Below are 24,985 nucleotides of genomic sequence, written 5' to 3'. Positions count from 1 at the left end.
GTCACCCCGTCGATCGACCGGTTCGGCACCGGGGCACCAGCCGGGGCGGGCTCAGCTGCTCGCCGAGCCGGGCAGTGCGATCGCCGTCGGCTGTTCGCCCGCGGCCTCGCGCCAGCGGGTGCCGCGGCGTGACGAGGCGAGCAGTGCCTTCAGCGCCACCGCGCGCAGCTCCGCGTCGTCGGTCTGTTCGAGCACTCCGCGCCACGCCGTGGCGGCGTCCGCCTCCGCGGTGGCGACCACGCTCTTCGCCGACGTCGCGTCGGTGACCGGTTTCGGCGGGATGTAGGCGGGCTCGGCCGCCCGCGGTTCCACCCCGGCCGCGCTCAGCATCCGCACGCACGCGTCGCGCCGGTCCTGGTGCTCGGCCGTGCCCTCGGCGGTCCCGGCGGTGTAGGTGTCCGGCAGGAACGCGCTGACCAGCCCGTACACCCACAGCGCGGCGTGCTCGGCGGACAGGGCCTGCTGCAGCGGGCCCGCCGACTCCGGCGGGACGGCCGACGCCGGCGCGGTCACCTCGCCCGGATCGGTGCCCGGCCCGAGGCTGCTGCCGACCTGCTGGAGCCCGGCGCATCCCCCGGCCACCGCGGCCACCAGCCCCGCCCGGTACCGCGGCAGGCCGCCGACGAGGGACTCCGCCTGCTCGCGTGCCGTGGCCAGCCGCTTCTTGAGCCCGGCCACGCCGTCCTCGGACGGGACCACCGGCGACGCGGACGACTTCGGCCGGTTGAGCCGGTCCACTTCGGACTGCAGCGCCCGTGCGTGCGCAGTGCGGGCGGCGGCGTACTGCCGCGCCACGTCCGCCGCCGCGGACGAAGACGCCGCCACGGCGTCGGCCGCGGCGGCGTCGGCACGGGCCTGTTCGGCCAGCAGGGCCAGCGGATCCGGTTCGTCGGAATAGCCGGTCTGGCACGCGGCGAGCGGGGCGGCGAGTGCCGCCAGAGCGCTCGCGCGCAGGACTTCGCGACGGGTACGGGGTCTCACGCCCGCCCATCCTGCCAGGACGCCGGTGACCACGGGCGGTGACCGGGGGCAACAAGATAAGCTTGTCCCTCACCAACCGATCGCAGACCAAACAGGAGAGCGCCAAGGTGCCTGGAGAACTCGCCGCCCGGCTCGAGCCGATCGTGGCCGACGCCGTGTCCGGCGCGGGTTTCGACCTCGACGCGCTCGACGTCCAGCAGGCGGGCCGCCGCAAGCTCGTCAAGGTCGTCGTCGACTCCGACGACGGCGTGGGACTCGACGAGGTCGCCGACGTCAGCCGCGCCGTGTCGGCCGTGCTGGACGAGAACGAGCAGCTGATCGCGGGCGCCTACACGCTCGAAGTGACCTCGCCGGGCGTCGACCGCCCGCTGACGCGCCCTCGCCACTGGCGCCGCTCGCGGTTCCGCCTCGTGCGGATCACGCCGCGGGACGGCGCCGAGTACGTGGCACGCGTCGGCCACGCGGGCGAGGACGGCGTGCGGGTCCTCGCCGACGGCGAGATCCGCGACGTGCGCTACGCCGACGTGGTCAAGGCCGTGATCGAGATCGAGTTCAGGCAACCACCGACCGAGGAGCTGAAGCTGCTCGACCAGGACGCCTCGGGGAACAACACCGCCGAGCCGGAGGAGGATCCGAAGTGAACGTGGACATCGCGGCGCTGCGCGCGATCGAGCGGGACAAGGACATCCCCTTCGACACGGTCATCGAAGCCATCGAGACGGCGCTGCTCACCGCCTACAAGCACACCGATGGCCACCAGCCGCACGCCCGCATCGACATCGACCGCAAGACCGGCATCGTGCGTGTCCTCGCGCACACGCTGGACGAGAACGGCGAGCTGGACGAGGAGTGGGACGACACCCCGGAGGGCTTCGGCCGCATCGCCGCCACCACCGCACGCCAGGTCATCCTGCAGCGCCTGCGTGACGCCGAGCACGAGAAGACCTACGGCGAGTTCTCCACCCGCGAGGGCGAGATCGTCGCGGGCGTCATCCAGCGCGACGCGCGGGCCAACGCGCGCGGCATGGTGATCGTGCAGATCGGCGACACCGAGGGCGTGCTCCCCCCCGGCGAGCAGGTGCCCGGCGAGAACTACACGCACGGCGAGCGCATCAAGGCGTACGTGGTGACCGTGTCGCGCAGCTCGCGCGGCCCGTCGATCACGCTGTCGCGCACCCACCCGCACCTGGTGCGCCGGCTGTTCGCGCTGGAGGTGCCCGAGATCGCCGACGGCACCGTCGAGATCGCGGCCGTGGCGCGCGAGTCGGGGCACCGGTCCAAGATCGCGGTCCGCTCCACGGTGCCGGGCGTCAACGCCAAGGGCGCGTGCATCGGCCCGATGGGGCAGCGGGTGCGCAACGTGATGAGCGAACTCGGGGGTGAGAAGATCGACATCGTCGACTACTCCGAGGACCCGGCTCGCTTCGTCGGGAATGCGCTGTCGCCGGCCAAGGTTGTTTCGGTACAGGTGGTGGACGAGCGCGCGAAGACGGCCCGCGTGGTGGTGCCCGACTTCCAGCTCTCCCTGGCCATCGGCAAGGAAGGCCAGAACGCCCGCCTGGCCGCCCGGCTCACCGGGTGGCGGATCGACATCCGCAGCGACGCCGCCACCGGTGCCGAACCGGAGGACGCGGCGACCGCGACAACCGGTTCGGCTGAGTGACGGGCCAGGAGTTAAACTCGACGGTGGAGCGGAGCTCGCGCTCGGTCACCACGCGCCCGGACCATCGGGGGACCACCCCGGTGCGGACGTGTGTGGGGTGCCGGAAGCGGGCTCCGGCCGGTGAGCTACTGCGAGTGGTCGCGCGGGACGGGCGGCTGGTCGCCGACCCGCGTCGGCGGCTGCCGGGACGGGGTGCCTGGATGCACCCCGGGCCGGAGTGCCTGGCCAAGGCCGAGCGGCGGCGCGCGTTTCCCAGGGCCCTGCGGGTCCAGGGGACGCTCGACGCGGCGGGGCTGCGTGACCACCTGGGTGGAACGCCGGGAGGCATGGACCGGGGGCCCACCCCGGTCCGGACGGAATCAAGGAAGCAGGTCGACCCGTCATGAGTCAGCCGTGAAGCTGAAGCCATGAACGCGCGACGATAGGACGAGGTCGAGCGGGTTTTGCCGCCCGGCCTCACCAGTTGAGGAGAGCAGTGGCAGGCAAGGCCCGTGTGCACGAGCTCGCGAAGGAGCTCGGGGTTACGAGCAAGGAAGTTCTCGCCAAGCTGAAGGAGCAGGGCGAGTTCGTGAAGTCGGCGTCGTCGACCGTCGAGGCACCCGTTGCCCGGCGGCTCCGTGACGCTTTCGTCACCAAGGACAGCAAGTCCGCCGGACGGTCCGGCGGCCCCCGCCCGGCACCGTCGGCGGGGAACGGCAACGGCGCGGCCCCCAAGCCCGCCGCGCCGCGTCAGCAGCAGTCGCAGCCGCGGCCGGTCCCGGGCGCCAAGCCCGGTCCGCGTCCCGGCCCGCAGCAGCAGGCCCCGGCCCCGCAGGCACCGGCGCCCCAGGCGCCCGCCCCGCAGCAGCCGCGTCCGGCCCAGCCGGCGCCGCAGCAGCAGGCCCCGGCCGCGAAGGCACAGCCGCAGACGCCCAAGCCCGGCGCACCGCGTCCCGGTGCCGGTGGCTCCGGGCAGTCCGGTTCGGTGGTGCCGCCCAAGCCGCAGGGCCCCAAGCCAGGGCCGAAGCCCGGTCCGCGTGCCCCGCGTCCCGGCAACAACCCCTTCGGGGTCGGCCAGGGTGCTCCGGCGCCGCGTCCGTCGGCACGTCCCGGCGGGCAGGGTGGCGAGCGCCCGGCCGAGCGGCGCGACGGCGGTGAGCGTCCGGCTCCGCGTCCCGGTGGCGGCAACCGCCCGACCCCGGGCAACATGCCGCCGCGCCCGAACCCGGGCATGATGCCGGGCCGCGTGCAGCGGCCCGGTGGCGGTCCCGGTGGTGCGGGCCGCGGTGGTCCCGGCGGCGGCCGCGGTGGTGCCGGTGCCGGCCGTGGCGGACCGGGTGGTCCCCGTGGCGGCGGCGCCCCGCGTGGCGGTCCCGGTGGCGGTGGCGGCGGTTTCCGTCCCGGTGGTGGCGGTGGAGCCCCCGCCGGTGGTGGCGGCTTCCGCGGTCGTGGCGGCGGCGGTGGCCGTGGCGGCACGGCCGGTGCCTTCGGGCGTCCCGGTGGTCCCTCGCGCAAGGGCCGCAAGTCGAAGCGGCAGAAGCGCCAGGAGTACATGGAGAACATGCAGGCGCCGTCGGTCGGTGGCGTGCGGTTGCCCAAGGGCAGCGGCGAGACCATCCGGCTGCCGCGCGGTGCCTCGCTGACCGATTTCGCGGAGAAGATCGACGCGAACCCGGCCTCCCTGGTGCAGGTGCTGTTCCACCTGGGCGAGATGGTCACCGCGACGCAGTCCGTCTCGGACGAGGTGCTGGAGCTCCTCGGCGGCGAGATGAACTACAACGTGCAGGTGGTCAGCCCCGAGGAGGAGGACCGCGAGCTGCTGGAGACCTTCGACATCACCTACGGTGAGGACGAGGGTGGCGAGGAGGACCTGCAGGTCCGCCCGCCGGTGGTGACCGTCATGGGTCACGTCGACCACGGTAAGACCCGCCTGCTCGACACCATCCGCAAGACGCGGGTGCACGAGCGGGAGGCCGGTGGCATCACCCAGCACATCGGTGCCTACCAGGTCGAGACCGAGCTCGAGGGCAATGAGCGCCTGATCACCTTCATCGACACCCCGGGTCACGAGGCGTTCACCGCCATGCGTGCCCGTGGTGCGAACTCCACCGACATCGCGGTGATCGTGGTCGCCGCGGACGACGGCGTCATGCCGCAGACGGTGGAGGCGATCAACCACGCCCAGGCGGCCAAGGCGCCGATCGTGGTCGCGGTCAACAAGATCGACAAGGAGGGCGCGAACCCGGACAAGATCCGGCAGCAGCTCACCGAGTACAACCTCGTGGCCGAGGAGTACGGCGGCGAGACGATGTTCGTCGACATCTCGGCACGCGAGAACATCAACATCGACGGGCTGCTCGAAGCGATCCTGCTGACCGCGGACGCCACCCTGGACCTGCGGGCCAACCCGGACATGGCGGCACAGGGTGTCGCGATCGAGGCGCACCTCGACCGCGGCCGTGGCCCCGTGGCCACCGTGCTGGTCCAGCGCGGCACCCTGCGGGTCGGTGACTCGGTCGTCGCGGGTGACGCGTACGGCCGCGTGCGGCGGATGGTCGACGAGTACAACGCGGACGTCACCGAGGCCACGCCCTCGCGTCCGGTGCAGGTCATCGGCTTCACGTCGGTGCCAGGCGCGGGCGACACGTTCCTCGTCGTCGAGGAGGACCGGGTGGCCCGGCAGATCGCCGAGCGCCGCCAGGCCCGCATCCGCAACGCGCAGAACGCGGCCAAGCGCAAGCGCGTCAGCCTGGAGGACCTGGACTCCGCGCTGAAGGAGACCAACAGCCTCAACCTGATCATCAAGGGTGACAACTCGGGTACGGTCGAGGCTCTGGAAGCGTCTCTCCTGCAGCTGGACGTCGGCGACGAGGTCGAGCTGAACGTGGTCCACCGCGGCGTCGGTGGTGTCACCGAGAGCGACATCGACCTGGCGACGGCCTCCGACGCGATCGTCCTGGGCTTCAACGTGCGTGCCGAGGGCAAGGCGACCGAGCGGGCCAACCGCGAGGGCGTCGACGTCCGGTACTACACGGTGATCTACCAGGCGATCGACGAGATCGAGCAGGCCCTCAAGGGCATGCTCAAGCCGGAGTACGAAGAGGTCGAGCTGGGCCGCGCGGAGGTCCGCGAGGTCTTCAAGTCCTCCAAGTTCGGCACGATCGCCGGGTGCCTGGTGCAGTCCGGGGAGATCCGTCGCAACGCCAGGGCGCGCCTGCTGCGGGACAACGTGGTCATCGCCGAGAACCTGCCGGTCAGTTCGCTGCGGCGGTTCAAGGACGACGTGGTCGAGGTCCGCGAGGGCTACGAGTGTGGTCTCACGCTCGGGTCCTACAGCGACATCAAGGTCGACGACGTCATCGAGACCTACGAGCAGCGCGAGAAGCCGCGCGTCTGAGCCGGGTAGTGGTGCGCGGGGCCGGTCGTTCGTGACCGGCCCCGCGGCCTCACTCGGGGACTGGGAACTGATGTACGTAGGCGCACTCGAGCTCGACGTGTTGTTCGGCGATGTCCAGTCGCTGAAGCAGAAACGGTCGTACGTGCGGCCGCTGGTCGCCGAGGTCCGCCGGAGGTTCGAGGTGTCGGTCGCCGAGGCCGGTCACCTCGACCTGCACCGCCGCGCCCTGATCGGGGTGTCGGTGGTGGCGGCCGACGGCGAGCACGTCCGTGACGTGCTCGACGGCTGTGAGCGGCTGGTGGCGGGCCGCCCGGAACTGGAACTGCTGTCGGCCCGTCGCCGTCTGATCGGACCGGAAGACTAAAGGGGAGAGCGTGATGGCCGATCCGGCTCGCGCCCGCAGGCTGTCCAAACGGATCTCGCAGATCGTCGCGTCGGCGATCGAGCACGAGATCAAGGACCCGCGGTTGAAGAACGTGACGATCACCGACGCGAAGATCACCGCGGACCTGCACGACGCCACGGTGTACTACACGGTGCTCGGGGAGACGCTGGAGTCCAAACCGGACTTCCCGGGTGCGGCGGCGGCACTGGAGTCGGCGCGGGGCGTGCTGCGCAGCCGTGTCGGGCAGGGCACCGGGGTGCGGTTCACGCCGACGCTGACGTTCGTCGCGGACACCATCCCGGAGGACGCCCGGCACATCGAGGACCTGCTCGCGAAGGCCCGCGAGGCCGATGCCGAACTGGCCCGCCGTGCGGCCGGGGCGGAGCACGCCGGCGACCCGGACCCGTACAAGCAGCCTCGCGAGGACGACGAGGAAGACACCGGCTCCGTCGAGTAGGTCCGCGCGGCGTGTGCCCCCGTGCCAGACGGTGCGGGGGCACACCTGTGTTCCGGCCCCTTGACGTGGGGTGCTTGGATCGTTCGGAGCACTGCCGCTGCGAGGATCTGAGGGGGTCCGCGTGAGGTCGATGGGATGGCTGTACCCGTTCCGCCCGCGTCCGTGGGCCGGGATCGCCGCCGAGTTCCACCAGATCGCCGCCGCCCGGCCGGAGTACGAGTACATGGCCGGGGTCGTGGACAGCGTGCTGGAGTCGGATGTGCCGCTGCTCGGTGCGACCGCTTCTGGGGACTTGATCGTGGTGGACCGGCCGGTTCCGCGTGCCCCGTGGGGCGCGGTCGTGGTGTCCGGGCCGTGGTCGCAGCGCGCGGTGATGGTGCCGGGCTGGGTGCGGGTGGAGCACGTCGGTGCCGAGGGCGAGATCGCGGAACGTCCGGTGGCCGAGGCGGTGCCGCTGTTCTGGCGGTTCGTGACGGCCGGGTTCGGCGTGGTGCCCGCGGTTCAGGTGTCCTGAGGGCGCAGGCCGTCGAACAGGAAGTCCAGGTGCCGTCGCCAGCCGTCCGGGTCGAGCGGGGCCGCCTGGGCCGTGGCCGCGATCGCGAAGCCCAGGTCGTCGAGGCCGAAGTCCGGGCGCAGGACCCCGGCGTCGTGAGCGCGCGCCACGATCCGCGCGATGCGTTCGCCGACTTCCGCCTTCGCGGCCTCCAGCTTCTTCGCTCCGGGTAGGGCCCGGCGCGCGATCTCCTCCAGCGGCGCGTCCAGGCCCTTCTCGCCGAACACTTCGCGCGCGGCGGCAATCAGCCGTTCGCGGTTGCGCTGGGCGTCGCGGGGAGCCGGCGTGAGGACGATCGTGGTCACGGGCGGCCCGGACGGGATGGGCGCCGCGCCGGTGCGCCACTACCTCGCCGCGGGGGAGCGGGTCGTGGTGATCGGACGCAGCCGCGCCAAGTTCGACGCGCTGACCGCGAACTCGACCAGAGCCGAGTTCATCGCGGCCGACCTCTCGCTCGTCGAGGACAGCCGCCGGGTGACCGAACAGATCACGTCGAAGTACGAACGCGTCGACGCGCTGGTGCTCGCGGCATCGTTCATCCGGCAGCGACGGCACGTCACGAACGCCCAGCAGCGCCGCGCCAACGAACTGCTCGGAATCCTTGCCACGGAACAGGTTCCGGGCCTCGGCTACGTCACGTGGGGGCCCGCCCGGCTGGTCCGCTCCAGCTTCGCCGGCGAGGTGGGCACGGGCATGCGCGTCGCGGCCGCGGTGCTGGCCCCGGTGCTCGGGCAACGTCCCGAAGACGCGATCCGCCCGGTCGCCGGCATCATCGACAGCCCCGCCCCGGGGCGGTCCGCCTACCGTGGTGCGCGGAAGCGCCCGCTCACGACCGGCGCCCACGATGAGGTGGATGCGGCGCGCCTGGCCGCCGCGGTCGAGAAGGTCCTCTGAGGGCTTGCTTTCCTACGGGCGGGCAAGTCGCACGTCCGGCTTTCGCCCGCCGGACCTCGCGGCGAGGTGGAACAGCAGGAAAGCCACCAGGCCGGCGCAGGCCGCGCACCAGGGCAGTGCTCCGGTCGCGCCGAGGCCGATCACGGCGCCACCCGCGGCGCCGCCGATCGCGATACCCAGGTAGGTTCCCGACGTGTTCAGGGCGAGCGCCTGCGCCGACTCGTCACCGGCGAGGCGGTGCAGGCGTACCTGGACCGCGGGCGAGTTCCAGAACGCCGCGCCACCCCACAGCGCGACCAACGGCCAGAGCACCAGGACCGGCACCGGGCGGATCAGCCACAGGGCCCCGAGCACGACCATCGACGCGATGAACGCGGCGACGCCGATCGCCAGCGTCCGGTCCGGGCCCCAGCGGTCGGTGGCGCGCCCGCCCCACCAGATCCCGATCATCCCGGCCACACCGGACACGGCGAAGAGCGCGCCACGTGCGGTGAGGTCCGCTTCGGACAGTCCGGCGGTGAACGGTGCCAGGTAGGTCAGCAGCATCATCGAACCGAACATGAGCACGATGTTGGCGCTCAGTCCCAGCGTCACCGGCGCGGCGCCCAGTACGCGGAGCCGTTCCCGCCAGGGTGCGGGTGCCGGTGTCGTGGTCGTCGCGGGCAGGACGGCGAGTACTGCGGCCACCGTCACCAGCCCGGCCACGGCCAGCGCGGCGAACGTCAGGCGCCATCCGCCGAGCGCGCTCAGCCAGGTGCCCGCCGGCACGCCGAGCGCGACCGCCCCCGTGATGCCCAGCGCGACCACCGCGACGTTGCGGCCCATCCGATCGGGCGGCGACAGCCGCGCCGCCAGGGCGAACAGCGACGGCGTGGCCGCACCGGCCGCCGCTGCCGCGAAGATCCGGGCGGCCGTCAGGACCGTGAACGACGGTGTCAGCGCGGCGGCCAGGTTCGCCGCCGCGAAGACGGCGGCGGCCACGGCCAGGACGACGCGTGGCCGGGTGCGTGCGGTGAGGACCGCCAGGACCGGCGCGGCGATCGCCACGGTCACCGAGAACACGGTGACCAGCTGCCCGGCGGCGCCGACGGTCACGTGCAGATCGGCGGCGATCTCCGGGAGCACCCCGGCGATGATGTAGTCGTCGGTGTAGAACATCAGCGCCGCGCACGCCAGCACGACGAGCCATGCGGGCATGGCGGATCCTTCCACTTCGGGGACGAACCCGGCAAATGTCTCACCGATCCGGCGGGGGAGCCACCGGTTTTTTGACGTCAGGCAGGTTTGCGGGCGACGACCAGGTCGCGCAGGATCGACTGGTCGACCCGGTGCGTGAACTCCTCGAACGGCCCGCCCGACCGGACCTCCAGCCCGGTCCGCTCCAGGATCCCGGTGATCTCGTCCCGCTTGGCCACGTGCGTGTTCCACGACAGGCCCAGCGCGCCGCCCGGTTTGAGCACCCGCGTCCACACCGGCAGGGCGGCGTTCAGCAGGTCGCGCGGGCTGCGGGCCAGCTCGTCGGGCTGATGGCTGCCGTGCTGGACGCCGTAGGGCGCGTCGGCCACCACGACGTCCGCCGAGCCGGCCTTGAGCAGCTCGTCGGTGGTCAGGGTGTCGGCGTTGAAGAACGTGACGGCACGGGCGTCGCCGGCCTTCCAGCGCTCCTTGTCCGGCGCGTAGGAGATCTCCAGCCGCTGGCCGAGGCGGTGCTTGTGGCGCCGCAGCGGGCCGGAGTCGGCGGTGTGCTTGATCCGCTTCTGCCGCAGCCAGGTCTTGACGAACCGCTCGTAGGCTTCGAAATCCTTCTTGTCGACGTCGAGCCCGGTCGCGTCCAGGCCGTACATCATCGCCTGGTTCAGCGTGGTTCCCCGCCCGCACAACGGGTCCACGACGTGCAGTGGCCGCGTCAGGAACTCGGCGGGCCGTTCCCGCGACAGCAGGGTGACGTTGAGCAGCAGCTTGGTGAACAGCTCGTTGGTCTTGCCGGGGTACTTCTGGATCGTCAGCAGGTCCGAATCCAGTTTGTCCAGCGGCGCGATCTCCAGTGGGCGCAGCAGGTCGCCGGTGAACTCGAACAACGCGTAGAGGGACGAGAGGTTCGACAGCAGCGCGATGTCCTCTTCGGACAGCGCCGTCTCCGTCGAGAACGTGACGTAGGTGACGCCGCCGATCCGGCGCTCCCCGACGGCGGCCGGTGGCGTGGCCAGTGCCTCGCCGAACACGGCCAGCTCGGCGCGCAGCAGGCCGGCGGCGGCGTCGGCGTAGACGCGGTTGGCGCCGGGGTAGAGGAGGATCCCGTAGTCGAACATCGGAAAGCAGCGTAGCTTGCCCGCATGAGCACCTCCGCCCCGCTCGACTTCGCGCACGCCACCGGCCTGCTGCGCGAAGCGAACGACGTCACCTTGCTGGCCCACGTCCGCCCGGACGCCGACGCGCTCGGCAGCGCACTGGCCCTCGGGCGCGCGCTCCACCTGCGCGGGGCGACCGTGCGCGTGTCCTTCGGTGAGCCCGCGGAGGTGCCGGAAAGCCTGCGCGGACTCGACGTCGACGGCCTGTTCGTGACCGCCGACGAGGTGCCGCCCTCGGCCGGGCTGCTGGTCTGCCTGGACACGCCGAGCCCGGCACGGCTGGGCAAGCTCGCCGACCGGGTCGAGGCGACCCGCGCGGCCGGTGGTGAGGTGCTCGTCGTCGACCACCACGCGTCGAACCTGCGCTACGGCTCGGTGCACCTGGTCGACGACACCGCCGAGGCCACCGCGGTGCTCGTGCTGGCCCTGCTCGACGAGATGGGCGTGGCGCTGGACGAGCCGATCGCGCGCTGCCTCTACGCCGGTCTGGTCACCGACACCGGTGGGTTCCGCCGGGCGCGGCCCTCGACGCACCACGCGGCCGCCAGGCTGCTGGAGGCCGGGGTCGATCCGGACCGGCTCGCGCGGGAGATCGTCGACGACCACCCGTTCGCGTGGTTGCCGATGCTGTCCGCCGTGCTGGCCACCGCGCGGCTGGAACCGGAGGCGGCGCAGGGTTTCGGGCTCGTGCACGCCGTGGTGACCGCCGACGTCGCGGCGACCGTGCGGCTGGAGGAGATCGAGAGCGTCGTCGACGTCATCCGCTCGACGCGCGAGGCCGAGGTCGCGGTGGTGCTCAAGGAACAGGCGCCGGGGGAGTGGTCGGTGTCGTTCCGGGCGATCGGCAAGATCGACGTCTCGCGGGCGGCGCGCGGCCTGGGCGGCGGCGGGCACCGGCTGGCGGCGGGCTGCACGATCCACGGCACGGCCGAAGAGGGACTGGACATGGTGCGGCGCGCCCTCGACGAGGCGCCCCTGCTCGGCTGATCTTGTCGGACCCCCTCGTTACCCTGCTGGGGTGTCCGAAACCGTGGAGTCCGCAGGTGAGAAGGTGCCGGCCCGGCGTGTCCTGGGGCTGGCCGTCCCGGCGCTGGGCGTGCTGGCGGCCGAACCGCTGTACGTGCTGGTCGACACGGCCGTCGTGGGCCATCTCGGGGCGCTGCCGCTGGCCGGGCTCGCGCTCGGCGGCGTCGTGCTGTCCCAGGTTTCGACACAGCTGACGTTCCTGTCCTACGGCACCACCTCGCGCACGGCCCGGCTGCACGGCGCGGGCCGCCGCGCGGAGGCGGTCAGCGAGGGCGTGCAGGCCACCTGGCTGGCCATCTTCGTCGGGCTGGTCGTGCTGGTGGCGGGGCAGCTGCTGGCCGGGCCGGTCGCGCGGGTGCTGTCCGGCAGTGACGAGATCGCGGGCGAAGCGGTGTCGTGGCTGCGGATCGCGTTGTTCGGGGCGCCGCTGATCCTGATCACGATGGCGGGCAACGGCTGGATGCGCGGCGTGCAGGACGCGGTCCGGCCGCTGCGCTATGTGCTGGCGGGCAACGGGATCTCGGCCGTGCTGTGCCCGGTGCTGGTCTACGCCGCGGACTGGGGCCTGGAGGGTTCGGCCATCGCGAACGTGGTGGCGCAGGTGATCAGTGCCGTGCTGTTCCTGCGGGCACTGGTGGCCGAGCGGGTGCCGCTGCGGCCGCACCCGAAGGTGATGCGGGCGCAGCTGGGCCTGGGCCGTGACCTGGTGCTGCGCAGCCTCGCGTTCCAGGCGTGCTTCGTGTCGGCCGCGGCGGTGGCGGCCCGAACGTCGACCGCGGCGGTCGGGGCGCACCAGATCGTGCTGCAGCTGTGGACGTTCCTGTCGCTGGTGCTGGACTCCGTCGCGATCGCGGCGCAGTCACTGGTCGGGGCCGCGCTGGGGGCGGGCTCGGCGCGGCAGGCGCGTGGGGTGGCGGGCCAGATCACGAAGTACGGGCTGGTCATGGGCTGTGTGCTGGGAGTGGTGTTCGCGGCGGTGTCGCAGGTGCTGCCGCACGCGTTCACCTCCGATCCCGGCGTGCTCGGCGAGGTGCCGCACGCGTGGTGGTTCTTCGTGGCGCTGCAACCGGTCGCCGGGGTGGTGTTCGCGCTGGACGGCGTGCTGCTCGGCGCGGGTGACGCGGCGTTCCTGCGCACCGCGACGCTGGCCTGCGCCGCGATCGGGTTCCTGCCGCTGATCTGGGCCTCGCTCGGCCTCGGATGGGGGCTCGCCGGTATCTGGACGGGCCTGTCGCTGTTCATGGTGCTGCGCCTGGCGGCCGTGGTGGCGCGCTGGCGCTCGGATCGCTGGACGGTGCTCGGTGCCCTCCGGTGAGGTCCAGGTTGTCGTGCCTGGCGAGGGGGCCGTTTCGGAGGTGTTGCCCGCGAGCTGGATCGCCCGGTCGTAGGCCGTGCGTCGCGTGGGACGGGTGGGCTGGCGTTCGGATCGCTGGATGGTGGTGAGCTCGGCCCTCCGGTCAGTTCACGTCGGCGGCCAGCCGGTGTCGCGGAAGTCGCGGGCCGAGGTGTACGGCGTCGAGCGCCGCGAGGATCTGCTGGCGCCTCGGCGCGACCCCGCTCGCCAGACGCTCGCGTACCAGCCGGTGCCCCTCGCCGATCAACGCGGCGTCCCGGACCCCGCGGTCCTGCTCGTCGAGCGCGACCAGCTCACCGCTGGCCGAAACCCGGGCGGTGCGACGGGCCTCGATGAACGGCAGACCCTCCGCCGCGGGCACCCGGTACGGGATGCGCGCCGCCTTGATCTTGGCCTTCGCGTGGGTGATGCGCCGCCCCATGGCGTCCTCCCGCGCCAGGAACGCGCGGGCGATCTCGGGCAGGGGCAGCCCGCCGACCATGCGCAGCGTCAGCGCGACGCGGCTGTCCACAACCAGCGCCGGGCGGCAGCAGGTGAAGATCAGCCGGAGCCGATCGTCGCCGATGGCGCCCGGAGGCCCTGGCGGGGCGTCGTGCATCAGCCGGGCCTCCTTCCGCTTGTCGTCACGGTTGTTCTCGCGCCGGATCCGGTCGATCGCCTCGCGGGTGGCGGCCAGGCACCGGGGCCGGGCGGCACGCCGTCGAAAGGCCCGTCGGTGATGATCGGTTCCGCACTCCGGTTGTCGACGACGGTGGCGGTCTCGGGCGAGCTGAGGCCACCCGCGAACACCCAGTGCCCCTCGTCCTTGAGTCGGTCGTCGAACGCGGCGATGGCGGCCGGCTCGTCCGGTGTGGCAGGCCCGCGGTGGCGTCGACCACCGAAACCAGGTACTGCAGGGGGAGTCCGCCTGTTCAGCCGGGCACCGGGGATTCGTACCGCGGTTTGCCCGCCGTCCGGTAGACCTGGATGGTCAGTCCTTCCGGCGTCGCCCGCGATTCGGCGAGTTCGAGCGCGAAGTCCGGGCCGGTGGCGGGGAACAGCCGAGTGCCCTGGCCGAGGACCACGGGGTAGGTGAGCAGGATGATCTCGTCGACCAGCCCGGCGGCGAGCAGGGCGCGGATCAGGTCACCGCTGCCGTGTACCTGCAGTTCGCCCTCGCGCTCGGCCTTCAGCTCGCCGACGGCGGTGGCCAGGTCGCCGGACACGACCGTGGTGCCCGCCCAGACCGGGCCGGTGAGCGTTGCCGACGCGACGTACTTCGGCCGCGCGTTCAGCGCCGCCGCGATCGGGTTGGCGGGGTCGGTGATCAGGCGCCAGTAGCCGGCGAAGATCTCATACGTCCGCCGTCCGAACAGGAACCCGTCGGCGCGCTGGTAGACCGCGTCGAGGTAGGCCGCGGCCTCGCCGTCGAACAGCGGCAGGGCCCAGCCGCCGCGGTCGAACCCGCCCCGGCGGTCCTCGTCCGGCCCGCCGAGCCCCTGCATCACCCCGTCGAGCGAAATGTTGGTGACGGTCGTCAGCTTCATGGTCGTGGCTCCTTCGCCCCGGGCGCGACGGGTGGGGCGGCCTCACCCCTGCTCCGGACCCCCGCGCCCCGATCGGACACCTGTGGCTGAAAACACTCCGGTAACGGGTAAGTATCGGGCTTGTATAGGCGATACATCTTGCGGGGCGGCGACGCGGGCGTCCCCGTGTCGTTGTCACCCATCTCGTGCAGGAGGAATCCTTCGTGCCGCCGCAGCAGGCACCCGTGACCGGCAAGGCCAGCCGCCAGTCGTGGCTCATCTGGTTCACCGCCGCCCTCGTCTACCTCCTTTCCGTCTTCCACCGCACCTCGTTCGGGGTCGCCGGGATGGAAGCCGCCGACCGGTTCGGGGTCGGCGCCGCCGCGCTCTCCACCTTCACCGTCCTGCAGGTCGGCGTCTATGCCGCGATGCAGATCCCCACCGGCGTCCTCGTCGACCGGTTCGGGCCGCGCAGGATCCTCTCCGCCGCACTGGTCTTCCTCGGGCTGGGGCAGGTCCTCGTCGCGGTCGCCGACACCTACGCGCTGGGCCTGATCGCGCGGGGCGTACTCGGCTTCGGCGACGCGCTGACCTTCGTCAGCGTGCTGCGCCTGATCGCCGCGCACTTCCCGGGCCGCCAGTACGCCGTGGTCACGAGCTTCACCACGGCGATCGGCTTCCTCGGCAACCTCGCCGCGACCGTCCCGCTCACGCTGCTGCTCGCCGGGCCGGGCTGGACGCCGACCTTCCTCGCCGCCGGCCTGCTCACCGCGGTCTACGCCGCCGTCGTCGCGGGCCGCGTCCGCGACACCCCGTCCGGCGCGACCCCGAAGGCGGGCCCGGTCGACGTCCGGACCCTGGCCGCGCAGGTCCGCACCGCGTGGCGGGTTCCGGGCACGCGGCTGGGGTTCTGGGTGCACTTCGCGACGATGTTCGCCCCGAACGTGCTCACCCTGCTGTGGGGCGTGCCGTTCCTGGTGCAGGGCCAGGGCCGCCCGGCCGCGACCGCCAGCGCCCTGCTGACCGTGTTCGTGTTCGGCTCGATGATCGGCGGGCCGCTGGTCGGCAGCTTGATCGCCGCCAGGCCCGGCACGCGGATGCCGCTGGTGCTCGGCTACCTGGCCGGTGCCACGCTGGTCTGGGCCACCCTGCTGAGCTGGCCGGGCCAGATCCCGGTCGGCGTGCTCGTGCCCGCGTTCGCGTTCCTGTCGCTGGGCGGGCCCGCGTCGATGATCGGGTTCGCGCTGGCGCGCGACTACAACCCGCTCTCCCGCGTGGGCACCGCGACCGGCGTGGTCAACGTCGGCGGGTTCGTCGCCACCACGCTGACCGCGCTGGTGGTCGGGGTGCTGCTGCAGCTGACCGGCGGGCAGTTCCGCATCGCGCTGCTGGCGGTCGTGGTGGTGCTGGCGTTCGGCGTGGTCCGCATGCTCGTGTGGTGGCGCCGGGCCCGCGTCGAGTTGTTCGCCGCGCAGGAGCGGGGCGAACAGGTGCCGGTCCAGGTACGCCGTCACGTGTGGGACGCCCCGGCACGGAAGGTGCCCGTGGCCGCGTAACGGCGCCCCGTAAGGTTTACCGCCGTGTCCCAGCCGAAGACCCGACGCCCCGCACCCCCGCCCGGCCTGCTCGTGGTGGACAAACCACCGGGCATGACCTCCCACGACGTGGTGGCGCGGGTGCGCCGGATCATGGGCACCCGCAAGGTCGGCCACGCCGGCACGCTCGACCCGATGGCCACCGGCGTGCTCGTGCTCGGCATCGAGCGGGCGACCAAGCTGCTGGGGCACCTGGCGCTGGACCGCAAGACCTACCTGGCGACGCTGGCCCTCGGCGTCTCGACCACCACCGACGACGCCGAGGGCGAGCACACCTCGACCGCGGACCCGGAGATCCTCGCCGCCGTGACCGACGAGGCCATCGGCGCGGGAATCGCCGCGCTCACCGGCGAGATCGAGCAGGTGCCCAGCTCGGTCAGCGCGGTCAAGATCGCCGGCAAGCGCGCCTACGCCCGCGTGCGCGCGGGCGAGGAGGTCGCGCTCAAACCGCGGCCGGTGACCGTGTACCGGTTCGACCTGCTCGCCACCCGTCGCGTCGCGGACCGGATCGAGCTGGACGCGGTCGTCGAGTGCTCCTCGGGCACCTACGTCCGCGCGCTGGCCCGCGACCTGGGCGCCGCGCTGGGCACCGGCGGGCACCTCTCGGCGTTGCGCCGCACCACGGTCGGGCCGTTCGGCATCGCCGCGGCACGCACGCTGGAGCAGCTGGAGGAGAAGCCGGAGCTGTCCTACGACCTGGACGACGCCGTGGCCGCCGCGTTCCCGCGCCACGACGTGGACGAGCGCGCGGCCCGGGCCGTCCAATATGGACAGCAGGTGCGGGCCTCCGGCATCGAGGGCACCTACGGGATCTTCGGCCCGGACGGCCGCGCGCTGGCGCTCGCGGTCGACGCGGGCGGCGTGGCCCGCTCGGTCGTCGTGCTCGCTCCGGCCTGACGGCCCACCACCGCCCTCGACGGACGCGCTTCGCGCGGCAGGCCGGCCCCTCGCCCACCACCACCCTCAACGGACGCGCTTCGCGCGGCAGTAGGCTTTGTGCGTGCAGAGGTGGCGAGGCTTGGGTGATCTCCCCGGTGGCTGGGGACGGTGCGTGGTCACGATCGGCGTGTTCGACGGGGTGCACCGCGGGCATCAGGCACTGATCGCCCGCACGGTCGAGGTGGCCAAGAACCGCAACCTGCCCAGCGTGATGCTGACGTTCGACCCGCACCCGTCGGAGGTCATCCGCCCGGGCAGCCACCCGGCGCAGCTGACCACGCTGCGCCGCAAGGCCGAGCTGGTCGAGCAGCTGGGCATCGACGTGTTCTGCGTGCTGCCCTTCACCGCGGAGCTGTCCCGGCTGGCCGCGCACGAGTTCGTGCACGAGGTGCTGGTCGACCGGCTGCACGCCGCCGCGGTGGTGGTGGGGGAGAACTTCACCTTCGGCCACCGGGCCGCCGGGGACGTGCCGCTGCTCAAGGAACTGGGCCGCCGGTTCGGGTTCGCCACCTACGGCGCCGAGCTGCAGGGCGGCACCACGGCGGACGGCGAGACCGCGGATTCCGGCGAGATCACGTTCTCCTCGACCTACGTGCGGTCGTGCATCGACGCCGGTGAAGTGGTCGCGGCGGCCGACGCGCTGGGCCGCCCGCACCGCTTGGAGGGCATCGTCGTGCGTGGTGACGGCCGTGGGCACGACCTGGGCTACCCGACCGCCAACCTGTCCACGCCGCGCTTCGCCGCGGTGCCCGCCGACGGGGTCTACGCCTGCTGGTTCGGGCGCGACAACCAGCCAGGGCGGCTCCTGCCCGCCGCGGTCTCGGTCGGCACGAACCCGACGTTCTCCGGTCGCGAGCGCACCGTCGAGGCGTTCGTGCTCGATGTCGAGGAGGACTTCTACGGTCAGCACGTGGCGCTGGACTTCGTCGGCAGGCTGCGTGACATGGTCCGGTTCAGCTCGGTGGACGACCTGGTCGACCAGATCGCCGACGACGTGCGCCGCACCCGGACGATCCTCGGCCTCGGCCACTGAGCGCACCGGTGCGATCGCGAATCGTCGAGTGATTCCGCCCCGGCCGTCCGATCCCGCCTGGCAAGATGGGGTCGGCGGTGACCGGAGGCGTCCAGGGGAGAACGGGGAGCACGCAGGTGGATGACCACAAGATCGTCCAGCGCAACATCGCCCTTCAGAGGGAGTGGTACGGGGAACCGCTGGGTGACCGGGTGCGCCGGCTCGTGGTCGCGTTCGACGTCTCGCAGGCATTCCTGGCCGAGGTGCTGGGGATCAGCGCGCCGATGCTGAGCCAGGTGATGAGCGGCCGCCGCGCCAAGATCGGCAATCCGGTCGTGCTCGCCCGCATGATCATGCTCGAGCGGAAGTGCCTGGTGCCCGAGGTCGCGGCCGGGCGCAGGGACGCGCTGATGGCGGCGCTGGAGGACGTGCGGGACGCGCGTCCCACCGTCGGCCGCGACACCTTCCCGGTCAACGCGCTGTCCGAGGAGCGCGCGGCGCTGTCCGCGCTGCGTGACACGGCCGAGGACGAGGACCTGGTCGAGGCCGCGAAACGCCTCGACGACGACTTCCCGGCACTGGCCGACCTGCTGCGCCGGGCCGGACAACAGGGCTGACCCGTGTCCGTGTTCTCGGCACTGCTGCCGCCGTCGTCGATCGTCGAACCGCTGATGACGCGGGTCGCCGCGCTGCCCCGCGCCGACGGGATCCGGTGGAGTGCGCCGCAGAGCTGGCACGTCACGCTGGCCTTCTACGGCGAGGACGACGCCGCCGGGCGCGCGGAGTGGCTGCGGCCGCGGCTGGCGGGAATGCGGGCGCCCCGCATCTGGTTGGAAGGAGCGGGATCCTTTACCAGGGTCCTCTACCTGGGGGTGTACGGCGAGGGGATCACCGAACTCGGCCTGGCCGCCGGGGCGGGTGACGAGGGCAGGCCCTATCTGCCGCACCTGACGCTGGCGCGCACCCGTGACGACGTGCCGCCGGACCTGCCGCGGGAGCTGTCCGGCTACCGCAGCGAGATGTGGACGGCCGCGGAGGCGGTGCTGATGCGTTCGCACCAGGGCGGCGAGGGCGTGCGGTACACCGTGGTCGAGCGGTTCCCGCTGTCCCAGCAGGCCAGGTGAAACCCTCCCTGATACCCTGAACCACCGGGTCCGGCTGCAGTCCGTGGCGGCCGTGACCGACTACCCGCTCGCCTCGCGGCGTCCGGGCCACACGGCACATCACAACAACGAGGAGACAACTCAGTGGCGCTGTCCACCGACGAGAAGAAGTCGATCCTGACCGAGTACGGTCTGCACGAGTCCGACACCGGGTCCCCCGAGGCCCAGGTCGCGCTGCTCACCAAGCGGATCATCGGTCTGACCGAGCACCTCAAGACCCACAAGCACGACCACCACTCCCGTCGCGGCCTGTTGCTGCTGGTCGGCCGTCGCCGCCGGCTGCTCAACTACGTGATGAAGGTGGACATCGAACGCTACCGGTCGCTGATCCAGCGACTCGGCCTGCGCCGATGACATGATCGACAGGGGGAGTGACCACGGTCGCTCCCCCTCGGTCCATCAGGAAGAGAAACAAAGAGGAAAGGGCAGGCGCACGAGGACAAGGACGCCGGTCCTCGGTAGTGGCTCACGGGAGGTCCCGTGGGCTTCGATCGAAGACCGGCTCGTTCCTCTGGCGCCGCTCCGCACGGGCGGAGCGCACCGCTGCCCGGACGAACGAGGAGTCAACTACACATGACCGAAGCAAGCGCCGTGCACGAGGCCGAGGCCGTCATCGACAACGGCCGGTTCGGCACTCGCACGATCCGCTTCGAAACGGGCAGGCTCGCCCGGCAGGCCGCCGGGTCCGTCGTCGCCTACCTGGACGAAGAGACCATGCTGCTGTCGGCGACCACCGCCTCGAAGCAGCCGAAGGAGCACTTCGACTTCTTCCCGCTGACGGTGGACGTCGAGGAACGGATGTACGCCGCGGGCCGGATCCCGGGCGCGTTCTTCCGCCGCGAGGGGCGTCCCTCCACCGACGCGATCCTGACCTGCCGCCTGATCGACCGGCCGCTGCGCCCGTCGTTCGCCGACGGCCTGCGCAACGAGATTCAGGTCGTCATCACGGTGCAGAGCCTGCACCCGGACGACCCGTACGACGTGCTGGCGATCAACGCCGCGTCGGCCTCCACCCAGATCGGCGGCCTGCCCTTCTCCGGCCCGATCGGCGGGGTGCGCGTCGCCCTGATCGAGGGCCAGTGGGTCGCGTTCCCGACCTGGCCGCAGCTGGAGCAGGCGACCTTCAACATGGTCGTCGCGGGCCGCGTCGTCGGCGACGACGTCGCCATCATGATGGTCGAGGCCGAGGGCACCGAGCACACGCTCGACCTGGTCGGCGGTGGCGCCGCGGCGCCGACCGAGCAGGCCGTGGCCGAGGGCCTCGCCGCCGCCAAGCCGTTCATCCGCGTGCTGTGCGAGGCGCAGCAGCGCCTGGCCGAGGCCGCCGCCAAGCCGACCGGCGACTTCCCGCTGTTCCCCGCCTACCAGCAGGACGCGCTCGACGCGGTCACCGCGATCGCGAGCGACGACCTGGCCAGGGCGCTGACCATCGGCGGCAAGCAGGACCGCGACAACGCCACCGACGAGGTCAAGGCCGCCGTGCTGGCCAAGGTCGGCCTCGGCGAGGGCGAAGCGTTCGAGGGCCGCGACAAGGAGATCGGTGCCGCGTTCCGCGCGCTCACCAAGAAGCTGATCCGCCAGCGGATCCTGCGGGACAAGGTCCGCATCGACGGCCGTGGCCTCACCGACATCCGCTCGCTCGGGGCCGAGGTCGCGATCATCCCGCGGGCGCACGGTTCGGCCCTGTTCGAGCGCGGCGAGACCCAGATCCTGGGTGTCACCACGCTGAACATGCTGCGCATGGAGCAGACGATCGACTCGCTGTCCCCGGAGACGACGAAGCGGTACCTGCACCACTACAACTTCCCGCCGTTCTCCACCGGCGAGACCGGCCGCGTGGGCTCGCCCAAGCGGCGCGAGATCGGGCACGGCATGCTCGCCGAGCGCGCGCTGGTGCCGGTGCTGCCCAAGCGGGACGAGTTCCCCTACGCCATCCGCCAGGTGTCGGAGGCGCTGGGCTCGAACGGGTCCACCTCGATGGGCTCGGTGTGTGCCTCCACGATGTCGCTGCTCAACGCCGGTGTGCCGCTCAAGGCGCCGGTCGCGGGCATCGCGATGGGTCTGGTCTCCGACGAGGTCGACGGCGAGACGCGGTACGTGGCGCTGACCGACATCCTCGGCGCCGAGGACGCCTTCGGTGACATGGACTTCAAGGTCGCCGGCACCAAGGACTTCATCACCGCGCTGCAGCTGGACACCAAGCTCGACGGCATCCCCTCCGACGTGCTGGCCGGTGCGCTGAACCAGGCCAAGGACGCCCGGCTGACCATCCTCGAGGTGCTGGCCGAGGCGATCGACGCGCCGGACGAGATGAGCCCGTACTCGCCGCGCGTCACCAGCGTGAAGATCCCGGTCGACAAGATCGGCGAGGTCATCGGGCCGAAGGGCAAGATGATCAACTCGATCACCGAGGAGACCGGCGCCGACATCTCCATCGAGGACGACGGCACGATCTACGTGGGCGCGGCCGACGGCCCGTCCGCCGAGGCCGCGATCGGCAAGATCAACGCGATCGCGAACCCGCAGCTGCCGAAGGTGGGCGAGCGCTTCCTGGGCACCGTGGTGAAGACGGCCGCGTTCGGCGCGTTCGTCTCGCTGCTGCCGGGCAAGGACGGCCTGATCCACATCTCGAAGCTGGGCAACGGCAAGCGCATCGGCAAGGTCGAGGACGTGGTCAACGTGGGCGACAAGCTCCGCGTCGAGATCGCCGACATCGACAACCGCGGCAAGATCAGCCTGGTCCTCGTCAACGAGGAGGACGAGCAGAAGGCCGAGGAGAAGCCCGCCGAGGGCGCCGAGGCCAAGTAGGACAAGCGGTAGCCGGGAAACGGCCCGTCCCGGGCGGGACGGGCCGTTTTCTCGTTCACACGAGTGTTGGGATTCGATGGCGCGACAGATTGCCGGGCACGAGCAGGCCGTGGGCACCACGCGGACGCTCGAGACCGGGGCGAACGGCCAGACCGTCAAGCGCACGGTGCTGCCGGGCGGGCTGCGGGTGGTCACCGAGCACGTGCCGGGCGTGCGGTCGGCGACGGTGGGCCTGTGGGTCGGGGTCGGCTCGCGGGACGAGCCGCCGAAGGTGGCGGGCGCGGCGCACTACCTGGAACACCTGCTGTTCAAGGGCACCACCCGCCGGTCGGCGGTGCGGATCGCGGAGGAGATCGACGCGGTCGGCGGTGAGCTGAACGCGTTCACCGCGAAGGAGCACACCTGCTACTACGCGCAGGTGCTCGACGAGGACCTGCCGCTGGCGGTGGACCTGGTGACCGACGTGGTGTTCGAGGCGCTGTGCGCGGAGTCCGATGTGGACACCGAGCGCAGTGTGGTGCTCGAGGAGATCGCCATGCGCGACGACGATCCCGAGGACCTGCTGCACGACACGTTCGTCACCACGGTACTGGGCTCGCACCCGCTGGCCCGGCCGGTGCTGGGCACCCACGAGTCGATCACCGGCATGTCGGCGACCGGGCTGCGCGGGTTCTACCGGCGCCGCTACACGCTGCCGAAGATGGTGCTCGCCGTGGCGGGCAACGTCTCGCACGCACAGGTGCTTCGGCTGGCGCGCAAGGCTCTCGGCGAGCGTCTGTCCGGTTCGGACACTCCGCTCGCGCCGCGGGCGGGCAGGGCGCGGGTTTCCGGCGAGCGGCGGCTGGTCCTGCACACCGACGACACCGAGCAGGCGCACGTGATGCTCGGCATGAAGGCCCTGTCACGGCACGACGAGCGGCGCTACGCCCTGTCGGTGCTCAACGCCGCGCTCGGCGGCGGCATGAGCTCGCGGCTGTTTCAGGAGGTCCGGGAGCAGCGCGGGCTGGCTTACCAGGTGTACTCGTCGGTGGCGACCTACGCCGACACCGGGCACTTCTCCGTCTATGCCGGGTGCCAGCCGGAGCGCCTCGGCGAGGTGTCGTCGGTGCTGCGTGACGTGCTGGGCCAGGTCGGCAAGGACGGTTTCACCGACGCCGAGGTCGCGCGCGCCAAGGGACAGCTGCGCGGCGGGCTGGTGCTGGGGCTGGAGGACACCGCGTCGCGGATGTCGCGCATCGGCAAGCAGGAGCTCAACTACGGCGTGCACCGCTCGGTTGACGACACCGTGGAGCGTATCGCCGCGGTGACCGCCGACGAGGTGTGTGAGCTGGCGCGCACCCTGTTCGCGGCGCCGGGAGGGGTCACCGCCGCGACGGTCGTCGGGCCGTACGCTCACGAGCAGGACCTGCCGGAAGATCTGCACGAGGTGATCGCGAAATGAACCCCCGCGGCGAGGACAACCCCATCCGGGTCGGCGTGCTGGGCGCACAGGGGCGGATGGGTGCGCAGGTGGTCAAGGCCGCCGGGGACGCGCCCGACACGACGGTGGTGGCGGCGCTGGACGCCGGGGACGACCTGGCGAAGCTGACCGAGGCCGGCGCCGAGGTGGTCGTCGACTTCACCCATCCCGACGCCGTGATGGGGAACCTGGAGTGGACCGTCGCCAACGGGGTGCACGCCGTGGTCGGCACCACCGGGTTCACCGAGGAGCGGCTGGAATCCGTGCGCTCGTGGCTGTCCGCGAAGCCCGAGGCCGGGGTGCTGATCGCACCGAACTTCGCGCTCGGCGCGGTGCTGGCGATGCGGTTCGCGCAGCAGGCGGCCCGGTTCTACGAATCGGTCGAGGTCATCGAGCTGCACCACAACCGCAAGGCCGACGCCCCGTCCGGCACGGCCGCGCACACCGCGCGCCTGATTTCGCAGGCTCGCCGCGAGGCCGGGCTCAAGCCGGGCGCGGACGCCACCACGAGCGAGCTCGACGGTGCCCGCGGTGCCACCGTCGACGACGTCCACGTGCACTCGGTGCGGCTGCCCGGGCTGGTCGCGCACGAGGAGATCCTGTTCGGGCAGGAGGGCGAGACGCTCACCATCCGCCACGACTCGATGGACCGCACGTCGTTCATGCCCGGCGTGCTGCTGGGCGTGCGCGAGGTGCTGAACCGGCCGGGGCTGACGGTCGGTCTCGAGAACGTCCTCGACCTGTGAAGGCCCGCAACGCCGCGCTGGTGCTGACCGCCGCGCTGGTGGTCTACCTGGTGCTGCTGGGCGCGCGCGGTGTCGAGCTGATCGCGACCGGAACCGGCGCCGGAGTGGCGCTGGGCGCCGGGGTGCTGGTGCTGCCGCTGCTGGGTGTGTGGATGGTCGTCGCGACCTGGCGGTCCGGCACGCGGATCCAGCACCTGGCGCGACGGCTCGACGCCGAAGGCGGGCTGCCGGACATCGAGGACCTGCCGCGCAGGCCATCCGGCCGGGTGGACCGCGCGGCGGCCGACGCGTGGTTCGACGAGCGCCGCGCGGAGCTGGAGGAGCACCCCGGGGACTGGCGGTACTGGTACCGGCTGGCCCACGCCTACGACATCGCGGGCGACCGGCGCCGGGCCCGCGCCACGATGCGCAGGGCCCTCGACCTGGAAGCCTCCGAGTCCGCGCGCGGCTGAAGCGCTTCCCCCATGCCACATTGGTGCGCTGCCACCCCGGTCGGCAGGTGCACATCCAGCGCGGAGACCCGGTCCGCGGTGCGGAACCCGCATCCACAGGATGTCGACGTAGTCGGTGCGCAGGCTGCGCTCCAGCGATGCGATGAGGTTCTTGCACGCCGAGGAAGGCCGGTCGGCGCTCGTTCGCGGGAGGTGGCCGTCTCCTCGTGAGCGAGCGCGCGCAGACGCTGCTTCACGGAAGATGTGTCCCGGAGGCAGAGGGAACCTCG

Annotated in this window: 25 protein-coding genes and 1 pseudogene; 20 read left to right on the top strand and 6 right to left on the bottom strand. The window is 72.2% G+C overall.

The window, feature by feature from the left end; genetic code table 11:
* Positions 1 to 51: 51 nt before the first annotated feature.
* Positions 52 to 981, bottom strand: coding sequence for a ferritin-like domain-containing protein (locus HNR02_RS31160; RefSeq protein WP_179777204.1), 930 nt, complete (start codon positions 979 to 981; stop codon positions 52 to 54).
* Between the two features lie 107 nt (positions 982 to 1,088).
* Here HNR02_RS31160 and rimP point away from each other — a divergent pair, with 107 nt between their 5' ends.
* From rimP to HNR02_RS31125, 7 genes are all read left to right on the top strand, one after another.
* Entirely contained in the window at positions 1,089 to 1,622 is a 534-nt protein-coding gene (gene rimP, locus HNR02_RS31155) for a ribosome maturation factor RimP (RefSeq protein WP_179777203.1), read from the top strand.
* Positions 1,619 to 2,644 (top strand): transcription termination factor NusA, encoded by a 1,026-nt coding sequence (nusA, locus tag HNR02_RS31150; RefSeq protein ID WP_179777202.1) that lies wholly within the window; start codon positions 1,619 to 1,621, stop codon positions 2,642 to 2,644. Before rimP ends, nusA begins: the two co-directional genes overlap by 4 nt.
* Positions 2,641 to 3,030 (top strand): YlxR family protein, encoded by a 390-nt coding sequence (locus HNR02_RS31145; protein WP_376772974.1) that lies wholly within the window; start codon positions 2,641 to 2,643, stop codon positions 3,028 to 3,030. Before nusA ends, HNR02_RS31145 begins: the two co-directional genes overlap by 4 nt.
* 89 nt (positions 3,031 to 3,119) lie before the next feature.
* A complete protein-coding gene (gene infB, locus HNR02_RS31140; RefSeq protein WP_179777201.1) occupies positions 3,120 to 6,020 on the top strand; it encodes a translation initiation factor IF-2 in 2,901 nt (966 codons plus the stop codon).
* 70 nt (positions 6,021 to 6,090) lie between these two features.
* Entirely contained in the window at positions 6,091 to 6,384 is a 294-nt protein-coding gene (locus HNR02_RS31135; RefSeq protein WP_179777200.1) for a DUF503 domain-containing protein, read from the top strand.
* A gap of 13 nt (positions 6,385 to 6,397) precedes the next feature.
* Positions 6,398 to 6,862: a 30S ribosome-binding factor RbfA gene (gene rbfA / locus HNR02_RS31130; RefSeq protein WP_179777199.1), complete on the top strand. Its 465-nt coding sequence runs from the start codon at positions 6,398 to 6,400 to the stop codon at positions 6,860 to 6,862.
* 130 nt (positions 6,863 to 6,992) lie between these two features.
* Positions 6,993 to 7,376 (top strand): hypothetical protein, encoded by a 384-nt coding sequence (locus tag HNR02_RS31125; RefSeq protein WP_179777952.1) that lies wholly within the window; start codon positions 6,993 to 6,995, stop codon positions 7,374 to 7,376.
* Here HNR02_RS31125 and HNR02_RS31120 read toward each other — a convergent pair.
* The gene (locus HNR02_RS31120) at positions 7,364 to 7,720 is read right to left on the bottom strand and encodes an SbtR family transcriptional regulator (RefSeq protein WP_312861231.1); all 357 of its coding nucleotides are present in this window, start codon (positions 7,718 to 7,720) and stop codon (positions 7,364 to 7,366) included. The genes HNR02_RS31125 and HNR02_RS31120 overlap by 13 nt on opposite strands.
* On the opposite strand from HNR02_RS31120, the gene HNR02_RS31115 reads away from it, so the two are divergent.
* Complete coding sequence (locus tag HNR02_RS31115) at positions 7,701 to 8,309, top strand: SDR family NAD(P)-dependent oxidoreductase (RefSeq protein WP_179777198.1); 609 nt, start codon at positions 7,701 to 7,703, stop codon at positions 8,307 to 8,309. The two genes, HNR02_RS31120 and HNR02_RS31115, sit on opposite strands and share 20 nt — an antisense overlap.
* Positions 8,310 to 8,321: 12 nt before the next feature.
* Here HNR02_RS31115 and HNR02_RS31110 read toward each other — a convergent pair whose 3' ends face one another.
* Both HNR02_RS31110 and HNR02_RS31105 read right to left on the bottom strand, forming a co-directional pair.
* Positions 8,322 to 9,506 carry an MFS transporter gene (locus tag HNR02_RS31110; protein WP_179777197.1) on the bottom strand — a complete coding sequence of 395 codons (1,185 nt, stop codon included), beginning with the start codon at positions 9,504 to 9,506 and terminating at the stop codon, positions 8,322 to 8,324.
* A gap of 77 nt (positions 9,507 to 9,583) precedes the next feature.
* Positions 9,584 to 10,618 (bottom strand): TRM11 family SAM-dependent methyltransferase, encoded by a 1,035-nt coding sequence (locus HNR02_RS31105; RefSeq protein WP_179777196.1) that lies wholly within the window; start codon positions 10,616 to 10,618, stop codon positions 9,584 to 9,586.
* A 24-nt stretch (positions 10,619 to 10,642) separates the two neighbouring features.
* On the opposite strand from HNR02_RS31105, the gene HNR02_RS31100 reads away from it, so the two are divergent.
* On the top strand, positions 10,643 to 11,644 hold the full coding sequence (locus HNR02_RS31100; RefSeq protein ID WP_179777195.1) for a DHH family phosphoesterase: 1,002 nt from the start codon (positions 10,643 to 10,645) through the stop codon (positions 11,642 to 11,644).
* 31 nt (positions 11,645 to 11,675) lie between these two features.
* Complete coding sequence (locus HNR02_RS31095) at positions 11,676 to 12,998, top strand: MATE family efflux transporter (protein WP_179777194.1); 1,323 nt, start codon at positions 11,676 to 11,678, stop codon at positions 12,996 to 12,998.
* A 159-nt stretch (positions 12,999 to 13,157) separates the two neighbouring features.
* Here the strand turns inward: HNR02_RS31095 and HNR02_RS31090 are convergent.
* Both HNR02_RS31090 and HNR02_RS31085 read right to left on the bottom strand, forming a co-directional pair.
* A pseudogene (locus HNR02_RS31090) lies at positions 13,158 to 13,745 on the bottom strand (DUF6596 domain-containing protein); the annotation flags it as partial.
* Between the two features lie 203 nt (positions 13,746 to 13,948).
* Complete coding sequence (locus HNR02_RS31085) at positions 13,949 to 14,563, bottom strand: dihydrofolate reductase family protein (RefSeq protein WP_179777193.1); 615 nt, start codon at positions 14,561 to 14,563, stop codon at positions 13,949 to 13,951.
* Positions 14,564 to 14,787: 224 nt separating this feature from the next.
* Here HNR02_RS31085 and HNR02_RS31080 point away from each other — a divergent pair, with 224 nt between their 5' ends.
* From HNR02_RS31080 to HNR02_RS31035, 10 genes are all read left to right on the top strand, one after another.
* Positions 14,788 to 16,098: an MFS transporter gene (locus HNR02_RS31080; RefSeq protein WP_179777950.1), complete on the top strand. Its 1,311-nt coding sequence runs from the start codon at positions 14,788 to 14,790 to the stop codon at positions 16,096 to 16,098.
* 24 nt (positions 16,099 to 16,122) lie between these two features.
* A complete protein-coding gene (gene truB, locus HNR02_RS31075; RefSeq protein WP_179777192.1) occupies positions 16,123 to 17,034 on the top strand; it encodes a tRNA pseudouridine(55) synthase TruB in 912 nt (303 codons plus the stop codon).
* Between the two features lie 103 nt (positions 17,035 to 17,137).
* Positions 17,138 to 18,109: a bifunctional riboflavin kinase/FAD synthetase gene (locus tag HNR02_RS31070; protein ID WP_179777191.1), complete on the top strand. Its 972-nt coding sequence runs from the start codon at positions 17,138 to 17,140 to the stop codon at positions 18,107 to 18,109.
* Positions 18,110 to 18,225: 116 nt separating this feature from the next.
* Positions 18,226 to 18,705, top strand: coding sequence for a helix-turn-helix domain-containing protein (locus tag HNR02_RS31065; protein ID WP_179777190.1), 480 nt, complete (start codon positions 18,226 to 18,228; stop codon positions 18,703 to 18,705).
* A 3-nt stretch (positions 18,706 to 18,708) separates the two neighbouring features.
* Entirely contained in the window at positions 18,709 to 19,212 is a 504-nt protein-coding gene (gene thpR, locus HNR02_RS31060) for an RNA 2',3'-cyclic phosphodiesterase (protein WP_179777189.1), read from the top strand.
* A 123-nt stretch (positions 19,213 to 19,335) separates the two neighbouring features.
* Positions 19,336 to 19,605 (top strand): 30S ribosomal protein S15, encoded by a 270-nt coding sequence (gene rpsO / locus HNR02_RS31055; protein WP_167097395.1) that lies wholly within the window; start codon positions 19,336 to 19,338, stop codon positions 19,603 to 19,605.
* A gap of 219 nt (positions 19,606 to 19,824) precedes the next feature.
* Positions 19,825 to 22,059: a polyribonucleotide nucleotidyltransferase gene (locus HNR02_RS31050; RefSeq protein ID WP_179777188.1), complete on the top strand. Its 2,235-nt coding sequence runs from the start codon at positions 19,825 to 19,827 to the stop codon at positions 22,057 to 22,059.
* Between the two features lie 76 nt (positions 22,060 to 22,135).
* Positions 22,136 to 23,500 (top strand): M16 family metallopeptidase, encoded by a 1,365-nt coding sequence (locus HNR02_RS31045; protein WP_179777187.1) that lies wholly within the window; start codon positions 22,136 to 22,138, stop codon positions 23,498 to 23,500.
* Complete coding sequence (gene dapB / locus HNR02_RS31040) at positions 23,497 to 24,264, top strand: 4-hydroxy-tetrahydrodipicolinate reductase (protein WP_179777186.1); 768 nt, start codon at positions 23,497 to 23,499, stop codon at positions 24,262 to 24,264. Before HNR02_RS31045 ends, dapB begins: the two co-directional genes overlap by 4 nt.
* A complete protein-coding gene (locus tag HNR02_RS31035) occupies positions 24,261 to 24,716 on the top strand; it encodes a hypothetical protein (protein WP_179777185.1) in 456 nt (151 codons plus the stop codon). The genes dapB and HNR02_RS31035 overlap by 4 nt, the downstream gene beginning before the upstream one ends.
* Positions 24,717 to 24,985 lie beyond the last annotated feature (269 nt).

The sequence above is a fragment of the Amycolatopsis endophytica genome, assembly GCF_013410405.1.
GTDB classification, from domain to species: Bacteria; Actinomycetota; Actinomycetes; order Mycobacteriales; family Pseudonocardiaceae; genus Amycolatopsis_E; species Amycolatopsis_E endophytica.
This window is presented reverse-complemented; position numbering and strand designations above follow the sequence as displayed.